The sequence below is a fragment of the Cucumibacter marinus DSM 18995 genome (assembly GCF_000429865.1).
Classification (GTDB): Bacteria; Pseudomonadota; Alphaproteobacteria; order Rhizobiales; family Devosiaceae; genus Cucumibacter; species Cucumibacter marinus.
Map to the genome: position 1 here is coordinate 80,780 of NZ_KE386980.1, position 25,033 is coordinate 105,812.

The 25,033-nt window shown below is 63.5% G+C and carries 26 protein-coding genes; 24 read left to right on the top strand and 2 right to left on the bottom strand.

The features are described 5' to 3' along the window. Window positions 1-68 precede the first annotated feature (68 nt). From G489_RS0117935 to G489_RS0118015, 17 genes are all read left to right on the top strand, one after another. Window positions 69-647: a head-tail connector protein gene (locus tag G489_RS0117935; RefSeq protein ID WP_029042672.1), complete on the top strand. Its 579-nt coding sequence runs from the start codon at window positions 69-71 to the stop codon at window positions 645-647. Continuing rightward, window positions 644-1,000, top strand: coding sequence for a phage head closure protein (locus G489_RS21400; protein WP_051332813.1), 357 nt, complete (start codon window positions 644-646; stop codon window positions 998-1,000). Before G489_RS0117935 ends, G489_RS21400 begins: the two co-directional genes overlap by 4 nt. Next, window positions 993-1,415, top strand: a complete 423-nt coding sequence (locus G489_RS0117945) for a DUF3168 domain-containing protein (RefSeq protein ID WP_029042673.1) — start codon at window positions 993-995, stop codon at window positions 1,413-1,415. The genes G489_RS21400 and G489_RS0117945 overlap by 8 nt, the downstream gene beginning before the upstream one ends. Window positions 1,416-1,441: 26 nt before the next feature. Further along, on the top strand, window positions 1,442-1,855 hold the full coding sequence (locus G489_RS0117950; RefSeq protein ID WP_029042674.1) for a phage major tail protein, TP901-1 family: 414 nt from the start codon (window positions 1,442-1,444) through the stop codon (window positions 1,853-1,855). Next, entirely contained in the window at window positions 1,855-2,178 is a 324-nt protein-coding gene (locus G489_RS0117955) for a gene transfer agent family protein (RefSeq protein WP_029042675.1), read from the top strand. Before G489_RS0117950 ends, G489_RS0117955 begins: the two co-directional genes overlap by 1 nt. Then, window positions 2,175-2,372, top strand: coding sequence for a rcc01693 family protein (locus G489_RS22110; RefSeq protein ID WP_081691670.1), 198 nt, complete (start codon window positions 2,175-2,177; stop codon window positions 2,370-2,372). The genes G489_RS0117955 and G489_RS22110 overlap by 4 nt, the downstream gene beginning before the upstream one ends. Continuing rightward, entirely contained in the window at window positions 2,365-2,916 is a 552-nt protein-coding gene (locus tag G489_RS0117965; RefSeq protein WP_029042676.1) for a phage tail tape measure protein, read from the top strand. Before G489_RS22110 ends, G489_RS0117965 begins: the two co-directional genes overlap by 8 nt. Beyond that, window positions 2,916-3,545, top strand: a complete 630-nt coding sequence (locus G489_RS0117970; protein ID WP_029042677.1) for a DUF2460 domain-containing protein — start codon at window positions 2,916-2,918, stop codon at window positions 3,543-3,545. The genes G489_RS0117965 and G489_RS0117970 overlap by 1 nt, the downstream gene beginning before the upstream one ends. After that, window positions 3,545-4,435 (top strand): DUF2163 domain-containing protein, encoded by an 891-nt coding sequence (locus G489_RS0117975; protein ID WP_029042678.1) that lies wholly within the window; start codon window positions 3,545-3,547, stop codon window positions 4,433-4,435. Before G489_RS0117970 ends, G489_RS0117975 begins: the two co-directional genes overlap by 1 nt. Beyond that, on the top strand, window positions 4,435-4,872 hold the full coding sequence (locus G489_RS0117980; RefSeq protein WP_029042679.1) for an NlpC/P60 family protein: 438 nt from the start codon (window positions 4,435-4,437) through the stop codon (window positions 4,870-4,872). Before G489_RS0117975 ends, G489_RS0117980 begins: the two co-directional genes overlap by 1 nt. Then, complete coding sequence (locus G489_RS0117985) at window positions 4,872-8,723, top strand: baseplate multidomain protein megatron (protein WP_029042680.1); 3,852 nt, start codon at window positions 4,872-4,874, stop codon at window positions 8,721-8,723. The genes G489_RS0117980 and G489_RS0117985 overlap by 1 nt, the downstream gene beginning before the upstream one ends. Before the next feature lie 18 nt (window positions 8,724-8,741). Next, window positions 8,742-9,512 (top strand): glycoside hydrolase family 108 protein, encoded by a 771-nt coding sequence (locus G489_RS21405; RefSeq protein ID WP_051332814.1) that lies wholly within the window; start codon window positions 8,742-8,744, stop codon window positions 9,510-9,512. Between the two features lie 62 nt (window positions 9,513-9,574). Further along, the gene (locus G489_RS0117995; protein ID WP_035873423.1) at window positions 9,575-9,901 is read left to right on the top strand and encodes a PepSY domain-containing protein; all 327 of its coding nucleotides are present in this window, start codon (window positions 9,575-9,577) and stop codon (window positions 9,899-9,901) included. An 18-nt stretch (window positions 9,902-9,919) separates the two neighbouring features. Next, window positions 9,920-10,579: a response regulator transcription factor gene (locus G489_RS0118000; RefSeq protein WP_029042682.1), complete on the top strand. Its 660-nt coding sequence runs from the start codon at window positions 9,920-9,922 to the stop codon at window positions 10,577-10,579. Next, window positions 10,579-11,937, top strand: a complete 1,359-nt coding sequence (locus G489_RS0118005) for an ATP-binding protein (protein ID WP_029042683.1) — start codon at window positions 10,579-10,581, stop codon at window positions 11,935-11,937. The genes G489_RS0118000 and G489_RS0118005 overlap by 1 nt, the downstream gene beginning before the upstream one ends. Window positions 11,938-11,994: 57 nt before the next feature. Further along, complete coding sequence (locus G489_RS22115; protein ID WP_051332815.1) at window positions 11,995-12,486, top strand: hypothetical protein; 492 nt, start codon at window positions 11,995-11,997, stop codon at window positions 12,484-12,486. Window positions 12,487-12,641: 155 nt separating this feature from the next. Further along, entirely contained in the window at window positions 12,642-13,871 is a 1,230-nt protein-coding gene (locus G489_RS0118015; protein ID WP_029042684.1) for a hypothetical protein, read from the top strand. Here the strand turns inward: G489_RS0118015 and G489_RS0118020 are convergent. Further along, entirely contained in the window at window positions 13,843-15,933 is a 2,091-nt protein-coding gene (locus tag G489_RS0118020; RefSeq protein WP_029042685.1) for an FAD-dependent oxidoreductase, read from the bottom strand. The genes G489_RS0118015 and G489_RS0118020 overlap by 29 nt on opposite strands. Further along, window positions 15,930-17,021: an FAD-binding oxidoreductase/lyase gene (locus G489_RS0118025; protein ID WP_029042686.1), complete on the bottom strand. Its 1,092-nt coding sequence runs from the start codon at window positions 17,019-17,021 to the stop codon at window positions 15,930-15,932. Before G489_RS0118025 ends, G489_RS0118020 begins: the two co-directional genes overlap by 4 nt. A 166-nt stretch (window positions 17,022-17,187) precedes the next feature. Between G489_RS0118025 and ccmI the strand changes: the two genes are divergently transcribed. The 7 genes from ccmI (at window position 17,188) to G489_RS0118060 (ending at window position 24,983) form a co-directional block, all read left to right on the top strand. Then, complete coding sequence (gene ccmI, locus G489_RS21415; RefSeq protein WP_051332816.1) at window positions 17,188-18,354, top strand: c-type cytochrome biogenesis protein CcmI; 1,167 nt, start codon at window positions 17,188-17,190, stop codon at window positions 18,352-18,354. Between the two features lie 12 nt (window positions 18,355-18,366). Further along, window positions 18,367-18,852, top strand: a complete 486-nt coding sequence (ccmE, locus tag G489_RS0118035; RefSeq protein ID WP_029042687.1) for a cytochrome c maturation protein CcmE — start codon at window positions 18,367-18,369, stop codon at window positions 18,850-18,852. After that, window positions 18,843-20,819 carry a heme lyase CcmF/NrfE family subunit gene (locus G489_RS0118040; RefSeq protein ID WP_029042688.1) on the top strand — a complete coding sequence of 659 codons (1,977 nt, stop codon included), beginning with the start codon at window positions 18,843-18,845 and terminating at the stop codon, window positions 20,817-20,819. Before ccmE ends, G489_RS0118040 begins: the two co-directional genes overlap by 10 nt. Then, window positions 20,819-21,313: a cytochrome c-type biogenesis protein gene (locus G489_RS21420; protein ID WP_035873424.1), complete on the top strand. Its 495-nt coding sequence runs from the start codon at window positions 20,819-20,821 to the stop codon at window positions 21,311-21,313. Before G489_RS0118040 ends, G489_RS21420 begins: the two co-directional genes overlap by 1 nt. Further along, the gene (locus tag G489_RS0118050) at window positions 21,279-22,508 is read left to right on the top strand and encodes a bifunctional alpha/beta hydrolase/OsmC family protein (protein ID WP_029042689.1); all 1,230 of its coding nucleotides are present in this window, start codon (window positions 21,279-21,281) and stop codon (window positions 22,506-22,508) included. Before G489_RS21420 ends, G489_RS0118050 begins: the two co-directional genes overlap by 35 nt. 48 nt (window positions 22,509-22,556) lie before the next feature. Then, window positions 22,557-23,321: a sulfite exporter TauE/SafE family protein gene (locus tag G489_RS0118055; protein WP_029042690.1), complete on the top strand. Its 765-nt coding sequence runs from the start codon at window positions 22,557-22,559 to the stop codon at window positions 23,319-23,321. A 156-nt stretch (window positions 23,322-23,477) separates the two neighbouring features. Further along, on the top strand, window positions 23,478-24,983 hold the full coding sequence (locus G489_RS0118060; RefSeq protein WP_029042691.1) for a Do family serine endopeptidase: 1,506 nt from the start codon (window positions 23,478-23,480) through the stop codon (window positions 24,981-24,983). Window positions 24,984-25,033 lie beyond the last annotated feature (50 nt).

A 25,033-nucleotide genomic window follows, 5' to 3' on the forward strand; every position in this document is an offset into this window, starting at 1 on the left:
AGCCCGAGGCCCCGGCCGGTCCCTCCCGCCGGCCGGGGCACCCTGCCTTTCGCTTTGAGGATACTTTCATGACATCGATATTGCTGGCGGGACCGGCGCTTGAGCCGGTGACCCTTGCCGAAGCCAAAGCATTCCTGCGCGTCGACACTGGCGATGAAGACGATCTGATCGCCACCCTGATCGCAGCGGCCCGCATCCACACAGAAGTGGTCACGCGCCGCGCCATGATCGACCAGAGCTGGCGGCTGGCGCTCGACGCCTGGCCTGAGGGCCGTGAAGTGCGCATGCCCATCGCGCCGCTGCGCGCTGTGAGCGCGATCCGGGTATTCGATGCCGAGGGCGAAGAGACCGAATTGCCGCTGGCGCAGTTCATCGCCGAAACCGGCTCGACACCGGCGCGCCTGATCCTGCCGAGCAGTATCCCCGGGCCGGACACATTGAGGCCTTTCGCAGCAATCGAGATCGACTATCTCGCTGGCTATGGCGAAGCCGCATCGGATGTGCCCGCGCCGCTCAAGCAGGCTGTCTTGAGCCTTGTCGCGCACTGGTTCGAGCACCGCGACGCCGTGATCATGGCCGGCTCCGGAGCCGTGGTGCCCGCCGGTTTCGACCGGCTGGTCGAAGGCTATCGGCAGGTGGCGTTATGAGCGACGCGAGGGTCCCTGCTCTTGGCACACTGCGCGACCGGGTGCAGCTGCTCCGGCGTGTCACGACACCCGACGGCGCCGGGGGCGAGGAAATCGCCTTTGTCCCGTTGGCAACGGTCTGGGCCCGGGTGACTGCCCGAAACCCCGCCCTGACCGCGCATGGGGCGGGACCCGCTGCACAATCCACCCACAGCGTCGTGCTGCGCTACCGCACAGATCTGACACCGGGCGATCGGCTGACCTATCGCGGGCAATCGCTCGATGTCGTCGCGGCGGACGATCTCAACGGGCGAAAGGCCTATCTCTCCCTGACCTGCATGATCGCCGATCCGCTGGGAGGTCTCAGTGCCTGACACCGACCTCAACAACGCCATGGCTGCGCTGCAAGCTGCGCTGGTGAGCGCGTTGGCTGCCGACCCGGCGGTGGCGGGTGCTATCGGCAGCGACGGAATCCTCGATGCGCCGCCCCAGGGCCGGCACCCGCCTTACCTGGCGATCACGCGACACGATGCCCTCAACCGGGACAGTGACCTAGCGCCGGGCGCCGATCACCGGCTGACCCTGACCGTCTGGGTTCCGCGGGCCAGCCGGGCAACGGCCCTGGCGATTGCTGCCGATGTTTCCCGGGTTGCACTTTTTGATCTCGGCGATCCCCCGGGGTGGCGCATCACCCACCGCCATCACGAGCGCACCGACAGCGAAATCGAGCCGCGCCGCGGCTGGACCCGCGCAACTTTGAAGCTGCGGTTCTTCACCGAACCGGCCTGAACTCAAGCAAGGCAATGGAGACAATCATGAGTGCTCAGTCCGGCAAGGACATGCTCCTCAAACTCGACGAAACTGGCGCCGGCGCGTTCATCACCGTGGCCGGGATGCGCAGCCGCGCCCTTGCCTTCAACGCTCAGGCCATCGATGTCACCGATGCAGAATCTGCGGGGCGCTGGCGCGAGCTGTTGGCTGGTGGCGGTGTCAAAACGGCGGCCGTCAACGGGTCCGGAATTTTCAAAGACCAGGCCTCGGACGCCCGCATACGGGAGGTCTTCTTTGGCGGAGTGCTGCGTAACTGGCAGATCATCCTGCCCGATTTCGGGATCATCGAAGGCGGCTTCCAGATCACGGCGCTGAGCTTCTCTGCCGACCATGCCGGCGAGGTCACCTTCGAGATCGCGCTCGAAAGCGCAGGCGAAATCACATTCGAGGCTGCCTGATGATCAATCCCCGCCGTGGAGAAATCGAAGCCGTGATCGGGGGACACAAGCGCCGCCTGTGCCTGACCCTTGGTGCACTGGCCGGACTGGAAACCCGGTTCGGCGCTGGCGATCTCGGCGAGCTTGCCGACCGGTTCGAAAAGGGGCGGATCTCCGCCCAGGACCTTGCCGCCATCATCGCCGCAGGTCTTGCGGGGGGAGGCGATCCGATGAACGAGGAGGATCTCCTCGCCACCCCGATCGAAGGCGGCATCGAAGGGGCGGCCCGTATTGCGCTGGCCCTGCTCACCGCAGCATTCGGCACCGACAGGGACCAGGCGTGACAAGCTTTCCCTGGTCTGACGCCATGGCGCTCGCCTTTGGCCATTACCGGCTTTCCCCCAGCGAGTTCTGGGCGCTGACGCCGCGCGAACTCCTCGCCCTGGCTGAGGCCGCGGGATGGGCGACCGAAACGGCGATGACCCGTCAGGTGTTTGACGACCTCATGACCCGATACCCGGACGAAATCCATGACTGAAAATTCTGCATTTCGCGAAGCGGCCAGCGAACTCGGCGATGTCGAAGCCGAACTCGACCGCATCAAGGATCTTGCCGACGCCGTCGGCGCCTCAATGAGCAATGCGTTCAGGCGCGCGCTGACCGATGGCCGGTCCTTGCGTGACCTGTTGGGCGATATCGCGAGACGCTTCGCAGATGTGGTGCTCAAGGCGGCCTTCAAGCCGGTTGGCGCTGCGATTTCCCAAGCCGTGGGATCCCTGTTTGCCGGGCTGAACCCGGCTCTCGGAGGCGTTCAACGCTTTGCGCGCGGCGGGGTCATCAATGCGCCGACGCAGTTCAACTCTGCAACCGGCCCCGGTCTGGCCGGGGAGGCTGGGCCCGAAGCGATCCTGCCCCTGACGCGCGGGCCGGACGGAAGGCTGGGCGTCAGTGCTGCCGGTGGCAGGCCCATCATGGTCACAATGAACATCTCGACGCCCGACGCGCGCAGTTTCGTCGCCGGTGAAGCGGAAATAGGGGCTGCGTTGTTGCGCGCAGTGCGCCGCGGCACGAGGGCGAGCTGATGGCCTTTCACCCGGTACGTTTTCCTGCCGACATTGCGCTCGCCGCACGTGGCGGCCCCGAACGGCTGACGGAGGTGACGACGCTCGCCAATGGTGCCGAAACCCGCAACAGCCGCTGGGCCGGCTCACGCCGCCGGTTCAACGCCGGCTATGGCGTGAAGTCCCGGGCGGACCTGGCGCAAGTCATTGCCTTCTTTGAGGAAAGGCGCGGACGGCTGCACACTTTCCTGTTCCGTGACCCGCTCGATCACGGCTCCGGCCCCCCTGGCGCCGGGATCACGCCGCTGGATCAGGAGATCGGAACCGGCGACGGCACTGAAACCGCTTTCCAACTCGTCAAGCGATATGGTGGTACCTTCGATCCTTATGACCGGCGGATCACCAAGCCTGTTGAGGGATCGGTCCGAACGGCGGTGGCCGGGGTGGAACTGTCGGCGCCCGCAGATTTCGCGGTTGATACAGAGACCGGCTTGGTGACGTTCGCTGCGCCCCCGGCGAATGGACAGCCGGTCACGGCCGGGTTCCAATTCGATTGTGAAGTGCGGTTCGACAGCGACAGGCTCGACATTGAACTTTCGAGTTTCGACGCGGCGGCAGCGCCAGATATCACACTTGTCGAGGTGGTGTGATGCGTGTGCTCGACCCGGCATTTGCCGCCCACCTTGAAAGCGGCGAGACAACCCTGTGCCTGTGTTGGCGCCTGACCCGCAGGGACGGAGCAATTCTCGGCTTTACGGACCACGACCGGCCCCTCACTTTCGACGCTACCGCGTTCGTGCCCATGAGCGGGTTTGACGCTGGCGCCGCCTCCGCCCGGTTGGGCGCGGAAGTGGATACCAGCGAAGTTGCCGGTTTGCTCGACGATGATCGGATTACCCCGCGCGATCTTGAATTGGGGCGATATGCCGGCGCGGTGATCGAGACCTATCTGGTGAACTGGCTCGATCCGGCCGAGCGCCATTTGCGCAGCCGCGACACGATCGGGGAGGTCACCGAACAGGACGGGGTATTCAGAGCCGAACTGCGGTCGCCGCACGCAGCTCTCAACCAGGCGAACGGCCGGGTCTATCAACGAAGCTGCGACGCGGATCTTGGCGATGCGAGATGCGGCGTCGATCTCAGCGGACCCGAGCGGCAGCGCGTGGCGACAGTGACGACCGTGCTCGGCGGTCACCATCTGCGCGTCACCGGACTTGAGGACCGGCCAGTGGGTTGGTCGGTGCAAGGCAGGGCAGAATGGCTGACTGGCGAGCGTGCCAGCCTCGTCGACCGGATCGCGCAACAGGACCGGGATGATGGTGGGGATACCATCGCCACGGATGCAGACCTGCTCGGATCGGTCGCACCGGGAGACACCGTGCGGATAATTGAAGGCTGCGATCGCGCTTTCGCAACCTGTCGCGACCGGTTTGGCAATGCGGTCAACTTCAGAGGTTTCCCGCATATCCCGGGCGGCGACTTCATCTTGAGATATCCCAGAGAAGGCAGCCGCTTCAACGGCGAGCCGCTGGTGCCGTGATGACCGGTGCGACTGGCGGACAGGATGTCGTGACCCTGGCGCGCGGCTGGATCGGCACACCTTACCGGCATCAGGCGAGCATCAAGGGGGTAGGCTGCGATTGCCTCGGGCTGGTGCGTGGTGTCTGGCGCGAAGCGGTCGGCCGCGAGCCGATCGCCATGCCGGCCTATTCCGCTCGCTGGCGCGATCCAGAGGCCGGCATCGACCTTTTGGAGGCAGCGCAACGTTTCTTCAGGCCGGCGGGCGCGTCAGATGCTCCGGGCACGCTGGTGCTTTTTCGCATGCTGCCCGGACACCCCCCGAAACACTGCGCCATCCTGACCGCTGCCGACCGCTTCGTTCACGCACTCGAAGGAACCGGTGTGGTCGAAGTTTCACTCAATGAGTGGTGGCGGTGTCGGATCGCAGCACACTTTCACTTCCCGGAGGAAGGCTGATGGCCACTCTCGCCCTTTCGCTGGCCGGCCAGGCTGCCGGCGGTGCGCTGTTCGGTCCGCTGGGTGCAACGCTCGGGCGGGCACTGGGGGCGCTGGCAGGCAACGCGCTCGACGACCGGCTCTTCGGTGGCAACGATCCCCAGCCTGCAGGCGAACTTCGGCTGCAATATTCGGATATCGGTGCCGGTATCCCGAGGCTTTATGGCTGGTCGCGGCTGAACGGCAATATCATCTGGGCCACTGAGCTTGAACGCCTGGCCGAAGGCGGCGGCATCAAGGGCCTGCTGGCGGAAAGTGACGATCCCGATCGGTTACTGGCCAGTTTCGCCATCGGGTTGGGTGAGGGACAAATCGCCCATATCGGCCGCATCTGGGCCGATGGCGAACCCATGGATCTGCGCAATACCGCATGGCGCTTCTATCGCGGCACCGAGGATCAGGTTCCAGACGCTTTCATAGAGGCGAAACAGGGCGCGGGTAATGCGCCTGCCTATCGTGGCACCGCTTACATTGTATTCGAGCGACTCGATCTGTCGCCCTATGGCAATCGCATTCCACAAATCAGTGTCGAACTGTGCCGGCCGGTCGGCGAGCTTGAGCCCATGATCCGGGCGGTCTGCGTGATCCCGGGGGCGAGCGAATTCGGCTACGACCCTGAGCCGCGCTACCGCATTCTTGGGCCCGGGGCGTCGCGTCCAGAAAACGTCCATCAGCGGGAGGGGCTGTCCGACTGGACAGTGTCGCTCGACGAACTGCAGGCGCTGTGCCCCTCGCTCGAGCATGTGGCGTTGGTGGTGAGCTGGTTCGGCGACGATCTGCGCTGCGGGCAATGCAGCATTCGCCCGAAAACGGTCGGTACCGATCGCGACATACGCGATGCGGATTGGGAGGTCAGCGGCATCGGGCGGAGCGGCGCAACACCCGTCACCGAAGCACTGGGTGGCCCCGCCTTTGGCGGTACCCCGAGTGATGCGTCGGTGCTCGCTGCTATCGCGGATCTCAAGGCACGCGGGCTGAAGGTGACGCTTTATCCCTTTGTGCTGATGGATATCCAGGCGGACAACGCCCTGCCTTCACCCGACGGGTCCGCCAGTCAGCCGGCCTATCCCTGGCGCGGGCGGATCACGGCCGATCCAGCTCCGGGACAAACGGGCACACCCGACAATAGCGAGGCCGTGCTGTTGCAGGTCGAAGGGTTTTTCGGCTCGGCGGCGAGTGGTGATTTTGCCCCGGACGGCAACACGGTCTCTTTTTCCGGCGGCGCGGATTGGGGCTATCGCCGGTTTATCCTGCACCATGCCCATCTGGCGGAAATGGCCGGCGGAGTTGACGCCTTCCTGATCGGCTCCGAGCTGGTCGGGCTCACGCGGCTGCGCAGCGATATGCGTGACTTTCCGGTCGTTGACGCGCTTGCGGTGCTCGCTGGCGATGTGAGGAGTGTGCTGGGAGAAGGCGCGGCGCTGACCTACGGGGCGGACTGGACCGAGTATCACGGCCTGCAGCCTGAAGATGCGCCGGGCGACAAGCTGTTTCATCTTGACGGTTTGTGGGCCGATCCCGCTATCGATGCGGTCGGCATCGACAACTACATGATGGCGAGCGACTGGCGCGATGGCGAAGACCACCTCGATCGCACCGACGCCGATTGTCCCCACGATCTCGATTATCTCGGGGCGGGGATTGCCGGCGGCGAAGGCGCCGACTGGTTTTATGCGGATGAGGCCGACAGGCAGACCCAGCAGCGCAGCCCGATAACCGACAGCGTTCATGATGAACCCTGGGTCTGGCGGTTCAAGGACATCCGGAGCTGGTGGTCCAATGCGCATTATCATCGCGTGGATGGCGTGCGCGATGCCAGCCCGACAGGCTGGTTGCCAGGCATGAAACCGGTCTGGATGACGGAGATCGGGTGCGGCGCTGTGGAATTCGGCGCCAATCAGCCCAATGTGTTTCCCGACGCCAAGAGTGCGGAGAATGCACGGCCCTATTTCTCCGACGGCACGCCGGATCCGGCGATGCAGCGGGCGCATCTGATTGCCCAGCATCGGCATTGGCAGCCCGGCGCAACGGGTTTTGACGCCGCGGATAACCCTGTTTCGGCCGTTTACGGGGCAACGATGGTCGATCCTGACCGGCTTTATGTCTGGGCCTGGGATGCGCGTCCTTTTCCTGGCTTCCCGCTGCGCGAAGACGAGTGGAGCGACGCCAGCGCTCATGCCACCGGACACTGGCTCAATGGACGGTTGGGGGCGGCCACGAGCGACGAGCTGGCGGCGGCCATTCTTGCAGACCACGGTGTTGAGGTGACGAGCCGGCAGATCGTGCTGCCGCTCATCGAGGGGGTAATTGTCGAGGGCCTGTCATCGGCGCGGAGCGCACTCGAGCCACTGACCGAAGCGACCGGGCTTCAGATCCGGTTTTCGCCGGAGGGCTGTGAGATCCGCCGGGAAACTGCGGGTCCGGCGCTGACGATCGACCCTGACCAGTTGGCCGACGAAGGGCAGGGGCTCATCACCCGCCGTCATGGCGACGCCGGTGAGAGCCCGCGCCGGTTGAGCGTCACCTTTATGGACCGCTTGGCGGATTACGCCCGGGCCAGCGCGGCCGCGTCCACCCCCTCACAGACGGGCGCGGTATTGGCCCACCACGCCGGCATGACCCTCGATCAAGAGGCAGCGCAGGCCATCGCACGACACCTGCTGGCGCGGCAGACTCAGGGCCATCGCAGCACGGCTTTCACCCTGCCGCCGGTATTCGAAGCGCTCGAACCCGGCGACAGGATCGCGCTCGGCGACAGCAAACCGATGACCGTCACAGCCTTGAGGCGCGGAACGGGCATCGAGATCGAGGCGGTTACCCGCGGGGCGGTGCCGGAAGCCGGAACGGCGGTGAGTGCGCCAAAATCAGTGCCGGCGCTGATCAAGGGCGTTTCGGACCCGGTGTATTTGTTGGCCCCGTTGCCGCCAGTAGACGCAGATGAAAGCGTCGGACGGTTGCTGGTCGGGGCCTATGCCGACCCGTGGCCCGGCCATTTGACCCTTTATCCGGGTGAGGGCGGCGATCGGCTCTGCCGCCTCGATCACCCCACCTCGATCGGCGAAACGCTGAGTGTCTTGCCCAAGGGCCGGCATGAACTGTGGCAGGAGGCCTCACTTGAGGTGTCACTGCCCGCCGGACATCCGAGCGCGGTGGAACCGCATGCCGCACTTGGCGGTACCAACCGACTGGCTCTGTGTCACCCGGACGGACACTGGGAGATTGTCGGCTTTGCGGGTGCCGAACTGATCGGTGTGGGCCAATACAGGCTGACCCGGTTCTTGCGCGGATTGGAGAAGACTGACTACGCGATTGGAGGCCCGGTGCCGGCTGGGGCGCAGATTCTTGTGCTGGGTGGCGGTGAGCAAAGCATCAGCCTGCCGCGCGAGCACATGGCTGCGGGCACCGAATTTCGCATTCATGCGGGCAGTGCCGACCCGAGCGGCCGCACGGTACCGCTCGAGGCGGACATTACACCCTTGCTGCCATTGGCACCGGTCCACCTCACGGCCAGGCGTGATCTGGCAAGCGGAGATATCGAGATCAGCTTTGTCCGACGCGGCCGGGTTGATGCCGACATCTGGAGCGGCATCGACATCCCGGCTGATCCTGCCGGCCCGATCTATGAGATCGCAATCGGGCCTGAGGAGGCGCCTGTGCGGACCATCACGGCGGCAACCGAGATAGCTCACTACGCTGCCACGGACCAGATTGCCGATTTCGGGTCATTGCCCGACAGCTTCGATTTCACCGTAGCCCAGTTCAGTCCGGTTCTGGGCGCCGGCCCGGCCGCCGCCTCCGGTTTCTCAGGCTAACGCACAAAAGGATCGAAAATGGACGAGGACACCGCCTTTCGGCGGGCGCTTGAACACGTTCTGGTGTCTGAGGGCGGCTATGTTGACCACCCTGATGACCCCGGTGGCGCAACGAATATGGGCATTACGCGCAAGACCCTGGCACGCTGGCGGCAGATCAGCCCCTGGTGGGCGCTTCCGAAGTCGGCGGTGCGCGACCTTGAGGGCAGCGAGGCGGCCCGGATCTATCGGTCGCGCTACTGGTCGGCGGCCAGTGCCGACCGGATGCCGGCGGGCATTGGATTCGCGCTGTTCGACTTCGCCGTCAATTCGGGCGTCGGCCGCGCCGCCCGCAGCTTGCAGACAATCCTCGGCGTCAAACGGGATGGGATCGTCGGACCGCTGACCCTGGCAGCGCTGCACGCTTTCGTCGACGGTCGCGGCGAGCCAGCGCTTGTCGACAGACTTTGCGATGACCGCCTTGGCTTCCTGCGCAAACTGGCCGCGTTCGCGGTGTTCGGCAGGGGCTGGCTCAACCGTGTGAAAGCCACGAGGGAGGCGGCGTTGGCTCTCTGCAAGCCCTTCACCGCACGAGAAAAATCATCCATTCCAAGGAGAAACGATATGTCTTTTCTGGCTGGTTATCGCACCTATCTGGTTGCTCTGATCATGGCGCTGACCGGGATCGCTCAGATCCTGGGCGTCGAGGTGCCGGCATTCGATCCGCATGCCGGCGGTCAACTCCTCATGGAGGCGCTGGCCATCCTGTTCCTGCGCAGGGGACTGAATACGGAGATTGGCAACGCCTGAATGCCGAAATCGGGCGGGATTATTCATGTTGCATTCAGATGACCGGCGCTAGAAAGCCTGTCATGAAAAACATGATCCCGCCCCTTCTGCGTCTTGTTGCCGGTATCGCCCTCGCGGCGGTGCTTTCCGCCAGTGCGGCCCAGGCCCAATATGGCGGCAGCGCCGACTGCCTGGGTCCGGGCGAGACGCGCAATGCCGTACTCGCCGGCCAGATCCTGCCCATCAAGGACGCCATCGCGGCGGCGGGGCTCTATGGCGATCCGCTCAAGGTCAATGTCTGCCGGGACAACGGCGCATTGGTGTATTACGTTTCGATTCTCGATGCATCGGGCTCTGCGGCGCGATACGTCTTGGATGCCCGTAACGGCACAAACTACGGTACCTACTGATACTGGGGGCGGCCACCAATGCGCATTCTCGTTGTTGAAGACGACACCGATCTCAACAAGCAGCTCAACGAGGCTTTGACCGAAGCCGGCTATGTTGTCGATTCAGCCTTTGACGGCGAGGAAGGGCATTTCCTCGGTGATACCGAACCCTATGATGCCGTGGTGCTCGATATCGGTCTGCCGCAGCTTGACGGGATATCAGTGCTCGAAAACTGGCGCCGCGACGGCAAGGCGATGCCTGTGCTTATCCTGACCGCACGCGACCGCTGGAGCGACAAGGTGCAGGGCATCGACGCCGGCGCCGACGACTATGTTGCCAAACCGTTTCACATGGAAGAAGTGCTGGCGCGGCTGCGGGCCCTGTTGCGACGCGCATCGGGCCATGCCTCCAACGAAATCGAATGCGGACCGATCCGGCTTGATGCCCGGGCGGGCAAGGTCACGGTGGATGGCGCCGCCATCAAGCTCACCTCCCATGAGTTCCGCCTCTTGTCCTACATGATGCACCACAAGGGTGAAGTCATCTCGCGCACCGAATTGACCGAGCATATGTACGATCAGGATTTCGACAGAGATTCCAATACGATCGAGGTCTTTGTTGGCAGGCTTCGCAAGAAACTGCCTGAGGACTGCATCAAGACAATCAGGGGTCTGGGCTACAAGCTCGACATGGCCTGATGGCCCGCCTTTCAATTGCCGCAAGACTGTTCTGGCTGTCCTCGATCGGCCTTGTCATCGCGCTGGTGGCGACCGGCCTGCTACTGTCTGAACTGTATTCCCGGGCGCTCGAACGCACCGTCAACGATACGCTCGATTTTCAGCTCACCACGCTTGTGGCGCGCGTCCTTGAGGCCGAAGACCTGTCGGACCCGGTGATCGCAGCGACCGATCCGCGCTTCGACCGTCCTGCGTCCGGCTGGTACTGGCAGATCGAGGCGGTGGACAGTGGTGATATCGCGGTCTCGAATTCCACCATCGGCAGTGCGCTGCCAAGGCTTGATATCCCGTTTGACGAAAACAACGCTCGAGCGGCTAATGCCCGGGACGCCAACGACATCTGGATCCGCATCCGCGAGCGCAAGATCAGCCTGCCTGAGATCGGCGATGTCATCATCTCGGTCACCTCGAACTGGGACGAAGTTGCCGGGGACGTCGCGGCCTTTCGTCAGCAAACCCTGTTGGTGCTGGTTCTGGTCGGCCTGCTTTTGGCCGGGCTTTTGGCGGTCGTCGCCCGAACGGGCCTTCATCCCTTGCGGCGATTGAGAACTGCTGTCGAATCCGTGCGCGCGGGTGAAACGCCCAGCGTGGCAGGAGAGTATCCGGTGGAAATCGCACCGCTTGCCGAAGAGGTGAACGAGCTGTTGAGGTCGAATGCGCAGATCGTGGAACGTGCACGCAGCCAGGTCGGCAATCTTGCGCACGGCCTCAAGACCCCGATTGCGGTGCTGCGCAATGATGCGCGCGAAGGGCGCTCGGAAATCGAGCGTTCGGTCCTGAACCAGACAGATCGCATGTCGGGGCTGGTTGCGACCTATCTCGACCGGGCCCAATTGTCCGCGCGCTCCGCCATCGTGGGGCAGAGGGCGGATGTCGGGCAGATCCTCGACCGGCTTTGTAATGTCATGTCGAAGCTTCACCGCGACCGCGACGTGGCGCTCACCCTGCCTCCGGACGCGGATATCTGGTTCAGGGGGGATGCGGGCGACCTTGAAGAAATGACCGGCAATCTTGTCGACAACGCTTGTAAATGGGCGAGGTCGTCTGTGATGGTTTCCGCGAGCCTGGCGGGCAAGGCCAAGGATCGCGTCCTCATAGAAATCGAGGATGACGGCGCCGGCCTGACCGAAGAGGAATGTGAAGCGGTGCTCAAACGGGGCGTCCGGCTTGACGAAAAGACGCCTGGTTCCGGCCTTGGTCTCGACATCGTCAAGGAACTCGTTGATATCTACGGCGGTTCACTTCAATTGGGCCGTGCGCAGCTCGGCGGACTTTCGATCCGCCTTGACCTGCCGGCTGCCCGCATGTCTCGCGGGTAACCAAATTTTCGCCCTATTAGGGAATGATGAACCATACGCCAGCCTGAAGGGAATGCCATGTTTCGCCAGATCGCCCCGCTTTCGCTCCTCGCCCTCGTCCTGGTGGCGGGATGTGCGCGCTTTGATTCGGGCGTTGCGACCTCGCGGCTTTCGTCCGTCGGGCCCCAGCCCCAGCCGATTTCGTCCGAGCCCGCTACTCAGCCACAAACCACGCAGACGCAGCCGACCGCTGCGCCACGCCTGGCCGATAGTTCCGGCCTCGATTTCCTGGACCCCACGGTTGCCGGCAAGCTGAGCGCTGCAGACCGCAGCGAGGCCGCGTCGGCACAGTTCTACGCCTTGCAGTTCGGACGTCCGGGTGCTCCGCGCAAATGGCAGGGCACCGGCGGGGCGTCCGGCGAAGTCACCGTCGGTCCTTATGTTCGCGTGAATGCCCTTGATTGTCGCGATTTCACCCACTCGGTGACTTTGTCCGGTCAGGATTACAAGAAGTCGGGTACAGCCTGCCGCGAGGCTAACCAGAACTGGCAGGTCGTCGCGAGCCGCTAGGCATGATTTCGGGCACGGTGTAACACCGTGCCCCCAATCGATTTATTTGTTGGCTGACAAAGCTTTGTTTACCGCTGACCGGCAGGATTGGGGCCGTGCAAGTAACCAGCGTAAATCAGCCATTGACCCCTTCGAATCCAAGACCCGCTGACAGGTTGAGCGCGCTCAAGGGCAGCGCTGCCGCACCGAATGCCGCCAGTGCTGCCGTGCGAAACCGCCCTGCAGCGGCCCAGGCGATCGCCGAGGCGCTTTCGCCTGTGCTGTTGGATGTCGAACCCATAATTCCCGGCGCCGCCCTTTACGCCAAGCATCTCAATGACTTCTGGGTCTGGTTCGCCCGCGATGTGGCGCCCGAATTTGCCTCCGACCTTGACCTGATGGTTGCCGCGGAGCCGGACCGGGCGGTGGAGCTGTTTGCCGAGGCGGCAGCGAAGATTGTGTCTCTTTCCGAAGCGGCGCTCGCCGCAGCCGAAACCGAAGAACAACGCAAGCGCATCGCCGTGCAGCTCGGCGGAAATGAGGTGCTTGAATCCATCCCGGCCATCTTGTCATGCGTTGCCCAGGTGAAAATGCTGCATCGCGCGGCAGAATTTGGCGGCGTGATGGCCCAGCTGGATTCAGCAACGCGAATTTCGCTTGCCTTACAAGCCGTCGACCTGCCGAAGGGCAGTTTCCGCCGCTACTGGTGCCTGGCCGCGATCGGCAGCATCCCCGACCCCTTCGAGTTCATCGGCGCCATGGTTATGGCGGCGGAAAGCGACAGCGAGGCGGATCTCAAGAATGCCGGCTTCGGAATCTGGATGGATGCGTTCATCATCGATGCCCAGCGCCAGGACCAGCTGGTCAAAGGAGCCGTGGGCCTGTTCGCGGATGTCGATCTGGCTTGCAAGGCGATTCATCGGTTCCACACCATCGCTCGCGCCATGGTCCTGCAGCTTGAATTGCCGGCCAATTCTGTCTGGGGGCATTCCCTCAAGCGCCTGACCAAGGATATCAGCCAGCAAATCGAGCCGAAACTCGAGGATGTCGTGCGCGATGTCACGCTTTCGCTAAGGCCTGCCCGCGACGGTGTCGACCGCTTCAACGAAGAAGCCGTGCTTCAGGCGCTCAACGGGCTTTACCTCCTCGCAACCGCACGGGACAGCCGGGACTCCTTGGCGGTCAATGCGGTCACCGAACGCGTGTGGTCACAGACCGGCCAGACCATTGAGACCTTGCTGAACAGATCGATCGATGCCTTGCGGGATGTTGGACCGGACAAGGACGTTGCCGTCCGCCGCGTCGATGCCGGTATCAAGATGGCGGGGATCCGGTTCGGGGCGGATTATGCCCAGGTGATCGAGCGGAGCCGGGACGTCATTCTTCGTCGCCATAAGGTTCACTAGGCAGTCCATCGGCTGCCGGGCCGAGTTTCCGCGACACAATCGCACTCACCCGCCCCCCGATATCGGCAATGCTGACCGGCTGATCTTCGTCAACGCGATGGGGATCGCACAAAGCCGTCCAGCCTGGACTGTCTCCGGGGGAAGGGCCGATGACGCAGCCGATCGCCATATCGAGGCCGCGGGCATCTGAATTGGCGTAAACGAGGCGGCCCGGTACCGGGCGCCGGTCATCCTCGGCCGCGATCTCGTAGAACGCCGCATCCGGCCCGAAACGGCCACGCAGATAGGGCGGGAGCCCCGATCCTCCGGGTGCTCCGGATTGCTGCGCCGGCGTTTCATCCAACCGTTCCTGCGCGAGTGTCGTTTCGGGCAGAACCCTTTCTCGGGCGATCACTTCGATTGCCTCAGGGACAATCTCACCCAACACCACGCGGGCCGCAGCTTCCATCATGCGCATGGGCTGGCTTTCGAGCCGCAATTGGTCGCGTTCGGCCCGCGCCGCTCCACCCAGAAACCGCGCGACAGATTCCAAAGCGCCGGTTTCCGCCGTTTCGACAGGCAAGGTCAAGACGCTGCCAGATTCGAAAAAACCAGGCTGCTCTCCTTCCCTGACCGGCGCGAATGCCGGCCAACTGCCATCGGTGCTCTCGAAGGCCGGATCGATCCGCTTGTCCTTGATCCGCCCGCCCTTTTCACCGAGCAGGGTCCCAACGGCCTGCTCACCGCTGGCGAGGCAGGCGCTGAGGCTTTGATAACCGGCCGCCTCGCCGCACGCGGCCATGCCGCCTTCGCGTGGCAGAGGCACCAGAATCTGACGATCTACTTCCCAATGCACCCGTCCGCCGGACTGGACCCACAAATCGAGCGCAGGCTGGGTGCCTGCGGAGACGACCAAAGCCTCCGGCGTCGTGGTCTGTTCGCGCCGATTGGCAGGCGCCATCTCGGAAATGCTTTCCACTTCGAGCGGGCCGTCGAGACCCTGGGGACGACGGATCGCGGACAAGCCCCGGCCATAAGAAAGGCGAATACCGTATGCCTTGGCGAAGGCGATGTGGCGTGAGGCCGGGTCCGGGCGGGTGTCCATGATGCGCGAGACCCTGACGCCGGCATCCGAAAGCTGGACCGCGAGCCGATAGGCGGCGCTGGTGGCAACAGCGAACTCGGTGTCGCTGCCGTACCAGATGCCGAAGCGCCGGGCCAACTGCCAGGCAAACCGGGCGGAAAGGACGCCTGCAGAACGGTTACCCGCAATCAGCGGCAGGCGCTCGGCCCCGCCCGTCGCAAGGACGATCTTCGGCGCCGTGATGATGTGCCGGACGACGGACAGCGTTGCATCTTCCTCAAGGCGTGTTTCCAGCGCCACAAGCCGGCTTTCACCGATCTGAATAACGTCAGTGCCGGTCAGGAGCCGTACACCGTCCAGGGTTTCAAGCTCGGCTGTGAGAGCTGCTATGGCTTCCAACGGACCCTGTTCGCCGTCGACCTTGCCATAAAAGTCCGCAACGCCGCCCAGTTCGCGATCGCGTTCGATGAGGCACGTGTTCAGGCCTCTTCTGGCAGCTGCCCGCGCTGCCGCAAGACCGGCAGCCCCCCCACCGACGACGACGAGGTCATAACCGCTGGATTCGGTGCGGGAAAAGCGTCCGACCTGATCCGAAAGCACGGCGCGACCGTCGACGATTTGCCCGAGAGAACGCAGGCCGCTTGTCTGCTTCTTGCGCTGCCAGAAAGGGCGCTGCACCTTCGGGATGGGGGCGGGGAGGCGGTATTCGGCGCCATCCCGGGCCGGGCAAACCCAGGCTGGGACGCGGCAGGCCTGCTCGTCGCCCGCGCCGCCGTTGAGAAGAATGTAAAAAGGGCTCTCCGGCCCGATCTGCAGGTCGTGTCCGTCAAATGTGCCAAGGCTGAGATAGCCGGAAGCCATGACAGCCGACATCACCGTGTCGCCTGCATAGCCTTCGATCTCTGTCCCCGAAAGCGTGAACTTCAGCTTGCGGGACCTGTTGATCGCAGTACCGGCGAGCTTGTGATCGCCGGTCTCGGGCAGACGAAAGCGCGTCATACTGTTGCCTCGCTGTCCCAAAGCGCACCGATCTCCGCAACCGTGCTGGTGAAGGGATCCCGGAAAGGGGTGCGGGCGCGCCAGAATTCCTGCTCGATGTCACTTGCCTCGCCGGCGATCAGGCGGGCGAGGGAAGGGGCAAGGAAAAATGCGCCCGTCCCGAGGCCGGCCAGAAGCCAGTGCCGGATTGCGCGCCCCTTGCCCGCGATCGGAGCGGCATCCGCAGTGACCAGCCGCTCAAAGCGCCCGCGGCCCGCGATCTTGAGTTCGGCCAGCCCGGGCATGGCGTCGAGCAGGGTCCGCGCGGCCTCTTCCCGGTCTCCCCTGACAACACAGGCGATCGCCAAGTCGGGGCGCTGCTGCAGCGCGATCCGGTCGTCGAGCCAGACGGGGATCTGTTGGGGCAGGCGAACGGCGCCCGGCTCCAGCAGGTAGGCGGTGAAGACCTGTTTGCGCAAGGCTTGTGAAGTGTCCTCTGGCGACGCGTGGCGCAGCATCATCGCCCCACCCGCGAGCACTGCATCATCGCTGGTGATCCTGTCTTCGCCTCGGGCGATGCGGACGCCGCCATCTCGCACAAAATTGATCGAATCAACGGTGCCGAGGCTGAGCTGTTCCAATCCCAACCGCTGGTGCCAGTCATCCATTCTCGATCGCATCGCCAGCCTGTCGACGAAATCGACATCGCGGAAGATGAGGCCCGCCTGGTGGTTCCCGGCAAAATCGGCCGGCACCCCGACAAGCGGTTCTGCCGCTTTGCGCACGGTTTCGGCCAGTGCCTGCACGTGGCCCAGCGCTGCTTTGTCGCCGAGCCGCAATGCAATATCGAGGCGGGTCAGACCGCCTTGAGCCTTGGCGGTCCTGAGCCTTTTGCGGCTTTCTGTGGCCCCTTCGGTGAGCAGGCGCCACATCCCGGGCCGGGCATAAGCGCCGGCCGCGGCATCAAACCGTCGCGCCAGCCTGCGGCGGTTCGCCGGATTGTGTATGAGGATCACTTTGCGCGAATGGTCTTCATGCAGCAGCGCTGCTAGAAACAGCGCGAACGGATCGGACCCCAAAACCGCCAAATCGTAATGCTGGGAAGTCATGGGTGTGCGGTCCTGGTGTGCGACTGGTCAAACGGAATCGGGCGCAGGTTACCCTGAAATGGATTGAACCGGCGGCAAAACAACATGTTAAGACCCGCATTGACAGATTTCGAGTTTCATTTCGACGGTCCGGTTTGCCGGATCCGCGGGGATTGGTGACGCGCCGATGATGTTCTGGGTGATTGCGGCCGCATTGGGCTTGGCCTGTTGTGCGGTGTTGGCGCTGGCTTTTCTGAGGGCGCCGGCACGTCTTGCCGGGTCCAATGACGAACAGCGCGGTGACGTCGCCATTTACAAGGCGCAGCTAACCGAACTCGACCGCGACCTCGAGGCGGGTGCCATTTCTGAGGAGGAAGCGGAGGCGGCCCGGGCCGAATTGGGCCGGGAATTGCTGCGCAATCGCGACCGCGCGCCGGATGCCGCTGCGCCGGGCAGGGCATCCAAGGCCATCGGCATCGCGATGATCCCTTTGGTCCTGGTGATTGCCGGTGTGACATATGCAGTCATCGGCAGCCCCGAAACGCCGGATCTGCCGATTTCGGAACGGCCGGAAGTGCGCCAGCGCGCCGAGCTGCTCGCCGCCGTATCACAGGCGGAGCAGCGTCTGGTGCAGACCCCCGACGATGTTCGCGGATGGCAGGTGCTGGGTCCCATCTATATGCGGCTCGAGCGCTATGAAGATGCGGCAAATGCTTTCGCCAAGGTGCTGTCCCTGACCGAACCGACTGCCGACATGGAAACCAACCTCGCCGAAGCGCTGATGTTCGCTGATGAAGGCCGGGCCAGCGCCGACGTATTGACCCTTTTGCGCAGCGCCGCATCGCGCGATCCCGATCATGCCCGCTCCCGTTTCTATCTCGCGGGCGAGGCGACGCGCACTGGCCAGTTTGATGAAGCGATTGCTCTCTGGCAGCAGGTTCTCGACAAATCGCCTGCAGATGCACCATGGCTTGAGATCGCAAGAGCGGGTCTCGCCTTCGCCGAGCAGCAAAAAACAGCCGGCAGCGCTGCACCTCCCCTGGTGGATGCACCGCCCGGCCTGGCAGAAGACATTGCCGGCCTTGAGGCTGAAGACCGTCAGGCCGCCATTCGGTCGATGGTCGAAGGGTTGACGGAGCGCCTTGCCAGCGACGGGGGGACACCGCAAGAATGGGCTCGCCTCATTCGGTCGCGGATGGTTCTCGGCGAACCAGACCTCGCCCGCGAGGCACTGGATAACGGTCTTGAGGCCCTCGACGACCAGCAGGACCGCGACCAGCTCCTCGCGTTGGCCGAAGAGATCGGCCTAGCATCGGACGATCAGACGCCACCCGCACCGGAACAAGAGCAATAGTCGGAGAGCAATTTGGCCAAACTCACCCGGAAGCAGAAACGACTGGTGATCATCGGCGGCCTTGCGGTTGTCGTTGCTATTGCCGCGGGCTTCATTCTGACCGCGCTGCGCGACCAGATCATCTATTTCTACTCACCGACCGAATTGCTTGAGCGCGACATCGCAGCAGGCCAGCCGGTACGGATTGGCGGCCTGGTCAAGGACGGGTCCTGTGCCCGCACGGCCGAGGCCCTGAGTTTTGTTGTGACAGACGGCGCCAACGAGACCAAGGTCGCCTATAATGGCATCACGCCGGATCTGTTCCGCGAGGGGCAGGGCGTCATCGCCGAAGGCAGTCTCAATGCCGGTGGCGAGTTCGAGGCGACAACGATCCTCGCCAAGCACGACGAGAACTATATGCCCAAGGAAGTCGCCGACGCCTTGCGCGAACAGGGAGAGTGGTATGGCGAGGGCGAACAGCCCGCTGCTCCGCCGGCCGCTGAGAACGCATGTCGATAGAACTCGGCCATTTCGCCCTAATTCTCGCGCTGGCTATTGCCGTGGCGCAGACCATTCTGTCTTTTGTCGCCTGGCGTAATCCGTCAGAAGGCACCGTTGCCTTTGTCCGGCAGGCATCGCTCCTGCAGTTCCTGCTCGTCGGTGCTGCGTTCGCCACGCTGATCGTGGCGTTCGAGGCCTCTGATTTCTCCCTCAAGCTGGCCTACGAGAATTCTCACACGCTTCAGCCGGCGCTCTACAAGTTCACCGCCGTCTGGGGAAACCACGAAGGCTCCATGCTCTTATGGGTGCTGATCCTGGTGGCCTTCGGCGCAGCGGTCGCCGCGTTTGGCAATCAGCTCACGGCGCAATTGCGCGTGCTGGTCCTCGGGTTCCAAGGGCTCCTCAACGTCGCCTTTATCGGTTTCTCGCTATTCACTTCCAATCCGTTCGAGCGGTTGGTACCTGCCCCGCTTGAAGGCAGCGATCTCAATCCGATCCTTCAGGATATCGGCCTCGCGATCCATCCGCCGATGCTCTACATCGGCTATGTCGGTTTCTCGGTCTGCTTTTCTTTCGCCATGGCGGCGCTCGTATCCGGCAAGATCGACGCCGCATGGGCGCGCTGGGTCCGGCCCTGGACCCTGTTCTCCTGGACCTTCCTGACCCTTGGCATCGCCATGGGCTCCTACTGGGCCTATTACGAGCTTGGCTGGGGCGGCTGGTGGTTCTGGGATCCGACCGAAAATGCCAGCTTCATGCCCTGGCTGGCGGGCACGGCCCTTCTGCATTCCGCGTTGGTGATGGAAAAGCGCAACGCGCTCAAGATCTGGACGATCCTTCTCGCCATCATCACCTTTTCCCTGAGCCTTTTGGGCACCTTCCTGGTGCGCTCGGGTATCCTGACCTCAGTCCATTCCTTCGCTTCCGATCCGACGCGCGGGCTCGTCATTCTTGGCATTCTGGCCGTTGTGATTGGCGGGGCCTTCTCGCTGTTTGCCTTCCGCGCGCCGTCCCTGCGCGCTGGCGGGTTGTTTTCGCCGGTCAGCCGCGAGGGCGCGTTGATCGTGAACAATCTATTCCTCGCTTCCGCCACCGGCGCGGTGCTGGTCGGCACGCTCTATCCCTTGCTGCTCGATGCGGCCACGGGCGCGCGGATATCTGTCGGGCCTCCGTTTTTCAACCTCACCTTTGGCGGGCTCATGGTGCCGCTTCTGCTGGTACTGCCCTTCGGTCCGTTCCTGCCCTGGAAGCGCGCCGACCTGCTGGCGGTTAGCCAGCGCCTGATGGCGGCCATGATAGCGGCGGTGCTGATCACCGTCGCCTGGTCCGCCGTGCTGTGGCAGGGGCCAAGCATGGCGCCGATCGGCTTTTTGCTGGGGTTCTGGGTGATGGTCGGCTCGATTGCCGATCTCGTCGAACGGGGAAAGATCGGCAAGGTGCCCTTTGCCAAGAGCATTGCTCGGCTCAAGGGCCTGCCGCGTTCGGTCTGGTCCACGGCCTTGGCGCATTTCGGGCTGGGCGTCGCGGTCATTGGCATCGTCACCGTCTCGGTCTACGAGACCGAACTGGTCACGACCCTTGAACCGGGTCAGGAAGCCACCCTTTCCGGCTACACCGTTCGTTTTGTCGAAGAAGTCGATCTGCCCGGTCCGAACTACCGGTCCGAACGGGTGAATCTGACGGTGACGAAGGGGACTGGTATCCGTGAGACTCATAGCGAGCGCCGGATCTTTGTCGCCAGCGGTCAGCCGACGACCGAGGCGGGCATCGAAACCTTCGGGCTTTCCCAGCTATACGTTTCCATGGGCGACCGCTCCGGGGCCGAAGGCCGCGTCATCCGCATCTGGTACAAGCCCTGGGTGTTGTTGATCTGGCTGGGGCCGGTAATCATGGGCTTTGCCGGTTTCCTGTCGCTCACGGACCGCCGGCTTCGCGTCGGCGTGCCGCGTCGGGCGACCAATCGCACCGCAGGCGAGGCCGCCTGATGCGCAGGTTTGCCCTGATCCTGTTGGTGATGGTTGCGCTGGTCACGCCTGTTCTGGCCGTTCAGCCCGACGAGATGCTGGACGATCCGGTGCTCGAACAGCGCGCCCGCGAGATCTCTTCCGGGCTGAGATGCCTTGTGTGCCAGAACCAGTCTATCGATGACAGCGATGCCGATCTGGCGCGCGATCTCCGCCTGTTGGTGCGGGAACGGCTGGTTGAGGGCGACACGAATAAGGAAGTCGTCGATTATGTCGTCGACCGCTATGGTGAATTCGTTCTGCTTCGGCCGGTTTTCGATATGCGCACGCTGGCACTGTGGCTGGCGGCGCCGGTCCTGTTTCTCGTCGGCGTCATCGCGGTCCTGATCCGCTCCCGCCGGCGCAAACAGCGTACGGGCAGCGAACTGACCGCCGACGAACAGGCTGCCATCGACGCCATGCTGAGTGACGGAGGACCCGATGCCGACCTCACAACCCCGCCCCGAAAAGATTGAGTTCGAGGGTGCAGCCGGGCATGCGCTGGCGGCGGCCATCGATTGGCCTGCGGGCCGAACCCGTGCATTCGCGATCTTTGCCCATTGTTTCACCTGCTCGAAGGACGTCTTCGCTGCCCGCCGCGTGGCCCACGCCCTGACCGCTCACGGTTTCGCGGTGCTGCGTTTCGACTTCACGGGTCTGGGGTCCTCGCAGGGCGACTTTTCGAACACCAATTTCTCTTCAAACGCCGCGGATATCGTTGCCGCCGCGGAGTGGCTGGCTCGCACATACGATGCGCCGCGCCTGCTGGTCGGGCATTCGCTGGGCGGTGCAGCAGTGCTCGCGGCGGCATCAGAGCTGCCCTCGATCGAAGCCGTAGCGACCATTGCCGCGCCATCGAGCGCCGATCATGTATTGAAGCATTTCGACCGCTCGCTCGACGCGATCCGCCAAAAGGGCGAGGCGACGGTCGACATTGCCGGTCGGCCTTTCATCATCAAGAAGCAATTCATCGAGGATGCTGAAGGCTCCCGGCTGACCGACCGTATTCATACCCTGCGCAAACCGCTTCTGATTCTGCATTCCCCGATCGATGCGATCGTGGGGATCGATAATGCGGAGGCCATCTTCAAGGCCGCCCATCACCCCAAGAGTTTTGTCTCCCTCGATCAAGCCGACCATCTGCTGTCCGACCATGCCGACGCCATTTATGCCGCGGACGTAATTGCGGCCTGGGCCTCCCGGTTTGTCCCGGCGGAAACCGAGGAACTGTCCGACGAAGGCCATGTCGTGATCGCGGAAAGCGGGGAGGGACCCTATCATCTCGAGATCAACGCCTCCGGCCATGCCCTGTCCGCCGACGAGCCCGAGGATGTTGGTGGCACCAATCGAGGGCCGACACCCTATGACCTGCTTTGCGCGGCGTTGGGCGCCTGCACCACAATCACGCTGCGCATGTACGCAAATCGCAAGGACCTGCCCGTCACCCATATCGAAACGCGGGTGGACCACGAAAAACGCCACGCTCAGGACAGTGAGGGCGCCGAAGACAATTCGACAAAGATCGATGTGTTCAGGCGCACTCTGATCATCGATGGCGATCTCACCGAAGATCAGCGCAACCGGATGGCGCAGATCGCCGACCTGTGTCCGGTCCACAAGACCCTTGAGCGCGCGTCAAAGGTCGAGACCGAGCTCGCGCCACAACGCTGAGCCCCCAACCGACTTGCGTTTTTGAGCCGACGGGTCTAACCGCTCTTCATGCCTGACTTCGCTGCGCTCCTTGCCCTGTCTGGTCTGGAGCCCTCCGTTATTATCATTCTCGCGGCAACCAGCTTTGTCGGATCTACCCTGACCGCCGCACTCGGGCTGGGTGGCGGTTCGCTGATGATCGCTGTCATGAGCATCTTCATGCCGGCAGCGATTGCGGTTCCTGTTCATGGCGGGGTGCTGCTCGGATCGAATGTCGGGCGTGCCTCGATCCTGCGTAACTTCATCGACTGGAGACTGGCGGGCTGGTTCGCGCTTGGCAGCGCCATTGGCGCGCCTATCGGCGGCCAGATTGTCAGCCTTTTGCCGGACGCGGCCTTCAAGGCCCTGATCGGGCTGTTCCTGCTCTATGTGGTGTGGGGGCCGAAGCCGAAGGTCCGCACCCACCGGCCCTGGCGTTCAGTCGGCGCAGGCGGGTTTACTGCCGCCATTGGCATGGTGGTCGGCGTTTCCGGTCCCCTCGTGATTGCTTTCCTCTCCCACCTCACCGACCGCCGCCAGATCGTGGCGACTCATGCACTTCTGATGAGCATTCAGAACACGCTCAAGGTGGCGACGTTCACCGCGCTCGGCTTCGCCTTCGGGCAATATCTGCCCTTGCTGGTCCTGCTCATCGCTTGCGGATTCGCTGGTACGCTTGTCGGCACCCAGTTTCTTCACCGACTGCCCGAGCGGGCATTCCGTGTGCTGTTCCGTGTAGTGATCACCTTGATCGCTCTGGATTTGCTCAGGCGTTCCGCAGGTCTCGGCGTCTGAACCGGTCATCCGCAAAAATGCAGCGATTAAAGAGGTTTGCCACAGTTCTGCCCGGAGCATTACGAAACTTTAATGTAGCTGAAATGATTGCGTAAGGCGCCGTTTGGCAAAAGGGCCGCATCGAATTCTCTTGTGACTGCTCCAAAGGAGAAGTGAATGCGAGCCCTCACCAAAACCCCAATGCGTCGTGCCATCCTCGCCGCTACCGCGGCGGTCTTTCTGACCGGCACGGCGGTCACGACCGGCTATCTCACCTCCAACACCCCCGCCCAGGCGCAGATTTCGGTTGAGACGCCGGCGCCGGCCAGCTTCGCCGACCTTGTGGAGGCTGTCAGCCCCGCCGTGGTGTCGATCCGTGTCCGCTCGGAAATCCAGTCCCGCCGCGGTGGCCCGCGTACCCAGTTCCGCTTCGATTTCCCGGACCTGCCTGAAGGGCATCCCCTCGAGCGTTTCTTCCGTGATTTCGAAGACCAGTTCGGCGGCAATAATGATCGCCGGCCCGGCCCCAATCGCCGCCAGTTTGCTGAAGCGGTCGGTTCCGGCTTCGTGATCTCCAAGGATGGCTATGTCGTCACCAACAACCACGTCGTCGATGAATCCGACGAAGTGACCGTGGTGATGGACAATGGCGACGAACACCTTGCCCAGGTGATCGGCGTCGATGAGCGCACCGACCTTGCCCTGCTCAAGATCGAGGCCGGCGAAGACCTGCCTTACGTCGAGTTTGCCGACGCCGAAGCGCGTGTCGGTGACTGGGTCGTTGCGGTCGGCAACCCGTTCGGCCTTGGCGGCACAGTGACCGCCGGCATCGTCTCGGCCCGTGGCCGCGACATCAACGCCAACGCCTATGATGACTTCATCCAGATCGATGCGGCGGTGAACCGCGGCAATTCGGGCGGTCCGGCCTTCAACATTTCCGGCCAGGTGGTTGGCGTCAACACGGCGATCTTCTCGCCCAATGGCGGCAATGTCGGCATCGCCTTCGCGATCCCCGCCGATGTGGTCAAACAGGTCGTGTTCGATCTCATGGACGATGGCAATGTCACCCGCGGCTTCCTGGGTGTGACCATCCAGAACGTGACTTCGGACATCGCCGACAGCGTCGGGCTTGATGATGCCCGCGGCGCCCTGGTGACCGAGCCGAGCACAGATTCCCCCGCGGCTGATGCCGGTGTTCGTTCGGGCGACATCATTCTCGAGGTCAATGGCCAGGCGGTCGAGTCCTCCCGCGCCCTGTCGCGCATGATTGCGGCGCTCGACCCCGGTACACCGGTTGACCTCACCGTCTGGCGCGATGGCGGCGAACAGCAGATCGAGGTGACCCTTGGCACGCTGTCCGAACAGAACGTCATCACCGACGAACAGCAGCCCGACCAGACCCCGGCCGAACCGGAGCCTGCTGAAACCTCGCTGGGCCTGACCCTTGTGCCCAACAGCGACGGCCCCGGCCTGCTGATCGAGGATGTCGATCCTGAAAGCAATGCCGCCGAGAAGGGCTTTGCCCCTGCCGATGTGATCCTCGAGGCCAACAGCCGCCCGGTCACGTCAGTCGGCGAATTCGAGGATGCGGTGAGTGCAGTGCGCGATGCGGGCCGCAACACCATCCTCATCAAGACGAGCCGCGATGGTGCGGTGCGTTTTGTCGGCCTGCCCATTTCCTAAAGGCCCCCGAGGGAAACAGGCTGACCTCCAAGCGCCGTCCGGAACCAACC

What these genes read in the sequence shown, in the direction of transcription:
- G489_RS0117935 (WP_029042672.1), top strand. Translation starts at nt 69, where the DNA reads ATGACATCGATATTGCTGGCGGGACCGGCGCTTGAGCCGGTGACCCTT.
- G489_RS22115 (WP_051332815.1), top strand. Translation starts at nt 11,995, where the DNA reads ATGTTTCGCCAGATCGCCCCGCTTTCGCTCCTCGCCCTCGTCCTGGTG.
- G489_RS21420 (WP_035873424.1), top strand. Translation starts at nt 20,819, where the DNA reads ATGCGCAGGTTTGCCCTGATCCTGTTGGTGATGGTTGCGCTGGTCACG.
- G489_RS0117975 (WP_029042678.1), top strand. Translation starts at nt 3,545, where the DNA reads ATGCGTGTGCTCGACCCGGCATTTGCCGCCCACCTTGAAAGCGGCGAG.
- G489_RS0118020 (WP_029042685.1), bottom strand. Translation starts at nt 15,933, where the DNA reads ATGACGCGCTTTCGTCTGCCCGAGACCGGCGATCACAAGCTCGCCGGT.
- G489_RS0118025 (WP_029042686.1), bottom strand. Translation starts at nt 17,021, where the DNA reads ATGACTTCCCAGCATTACGATTTGGCGGTTTTGGGGTCCGATCCGTTC.
- G489_RS21405 (WP_051332814.1), top strand. Translation starts at nt 8,742, where the DNA reads ATGGACGAGGACACCGCCTTTCGGCGGGCGCTTGAACACGTTCTGGTG.
- G489_RS0117970 (WP_029042677.1), top strand. Translation starts at nt 2,916, where the DNA reads ATGGCCTTTCACCCGGTACGTTTTCCTGCCGACATTGCGCTCGCCGCA.
- ccmI (WP_051332816.1), top strand. Translation starts at nt 17,188, where the DNA reads ATGATGTTCTGGGTGATTGCGGCCGCATTGGGCTTGGCCTGTTGTGCG.
- G489_RS0118050 (WP_029042689.1), top strand. Translation starts at nt 21,279, where the DNA reads ATGCCGACCTCACAACCCCGCCCCGAAAAGATTGAGTTCGAGGGTGCA.
- G489_RS0118005 (WP_029042683.1), top strand. Translation starts at nt 10,579, where the DNA reads ATGGCCCGCCTTTCAATTGCCGCAAGACTGTTCTGGCTGTCCTCGATC.
- G489_RS0118040 (WP_029042688.1), top strand. Translation starts at nt 18,843, where the DNA reads ATGTCGATAGAACTCGGCCATTTCGCCCTAATTCTCGCGCTGGCTATT.
- G489_RS0118055 (WP_029042690.1), top strand. Translation starts at nt 22,557, where the DNA reads ATGCCTGACTTCGCTGCGCTCCTTGCCCTGTCTGGTCTGGAGCCCTCC.
- G489_RS0118060 (WP_029042691.1), top strand. Translation starts at nt 23,478, where the DNA reads ATGCGAGCCCTCACCAAAACCCCAATGCGTCGTGCCATCCTCGCCGCT.
- G489_RS0117950 (WP_029042674.1), top strand. Translation starts at nt 1,442, where the DNA reads ATGAGTGCTCAGTCCGGCAAGGACATGCTCCTCAAACTCGACGAAACT.
- G489_RS0117995 (WP_035873423.1), top strand. Translation starts at nt 9,575, where the DNA reads ATGAAAAACATGATCCCGCCCCTTCTGCGTCTTGTTGCCGGTATCGCC.
- G489_RS0117965 (WP_029042676.1), top strand. Translation starts at nt 2,365, where the DNA reads ATGACTGAAAATTCTGCATTTCGCGAAGCGGCCAGCGAACTCGGCGAT.
- G489_RS0118000 (WP_029042682.1), top strand. Translation starts at nt 9,920, where the DNA reads ATGCGCATTCTCGTTGTTGAAGACGACACCGATCTCAACAAGCAGCTC.
- G489_RS0117955 (WP_029042675.1), top strand. Translation starts at nt 1,855, where the DNA reads ATGATCAATCCCCGCCGTGGAGAAATCGAAGCCGTGATCGGGGGACAC.
- G489_RS0117985 (WP_029042680.1), top strand. Translation starts at nt 4,872, where the DNA reads ATGGCCACTCTCGCCCTTTCGCTGGCCGGCCAGGCTGCCGGCGGTGCG.
- G489_RS0117980 (WP_029042679.1), top strand. Translation starts at nt 4,435, where the DNA reads ATGACCGGTGCGACTGGCGGACAGGATGTCGTGACCCTGGCGCGCGGC.
- G489_RS21400 (WP_051332813.1), top strand. Translation starts at nt 644, where the DNA reads ATGAGCGACGCGAGGGTCCCTGCTCTTGGCACACTGCGCGACCGGGTG.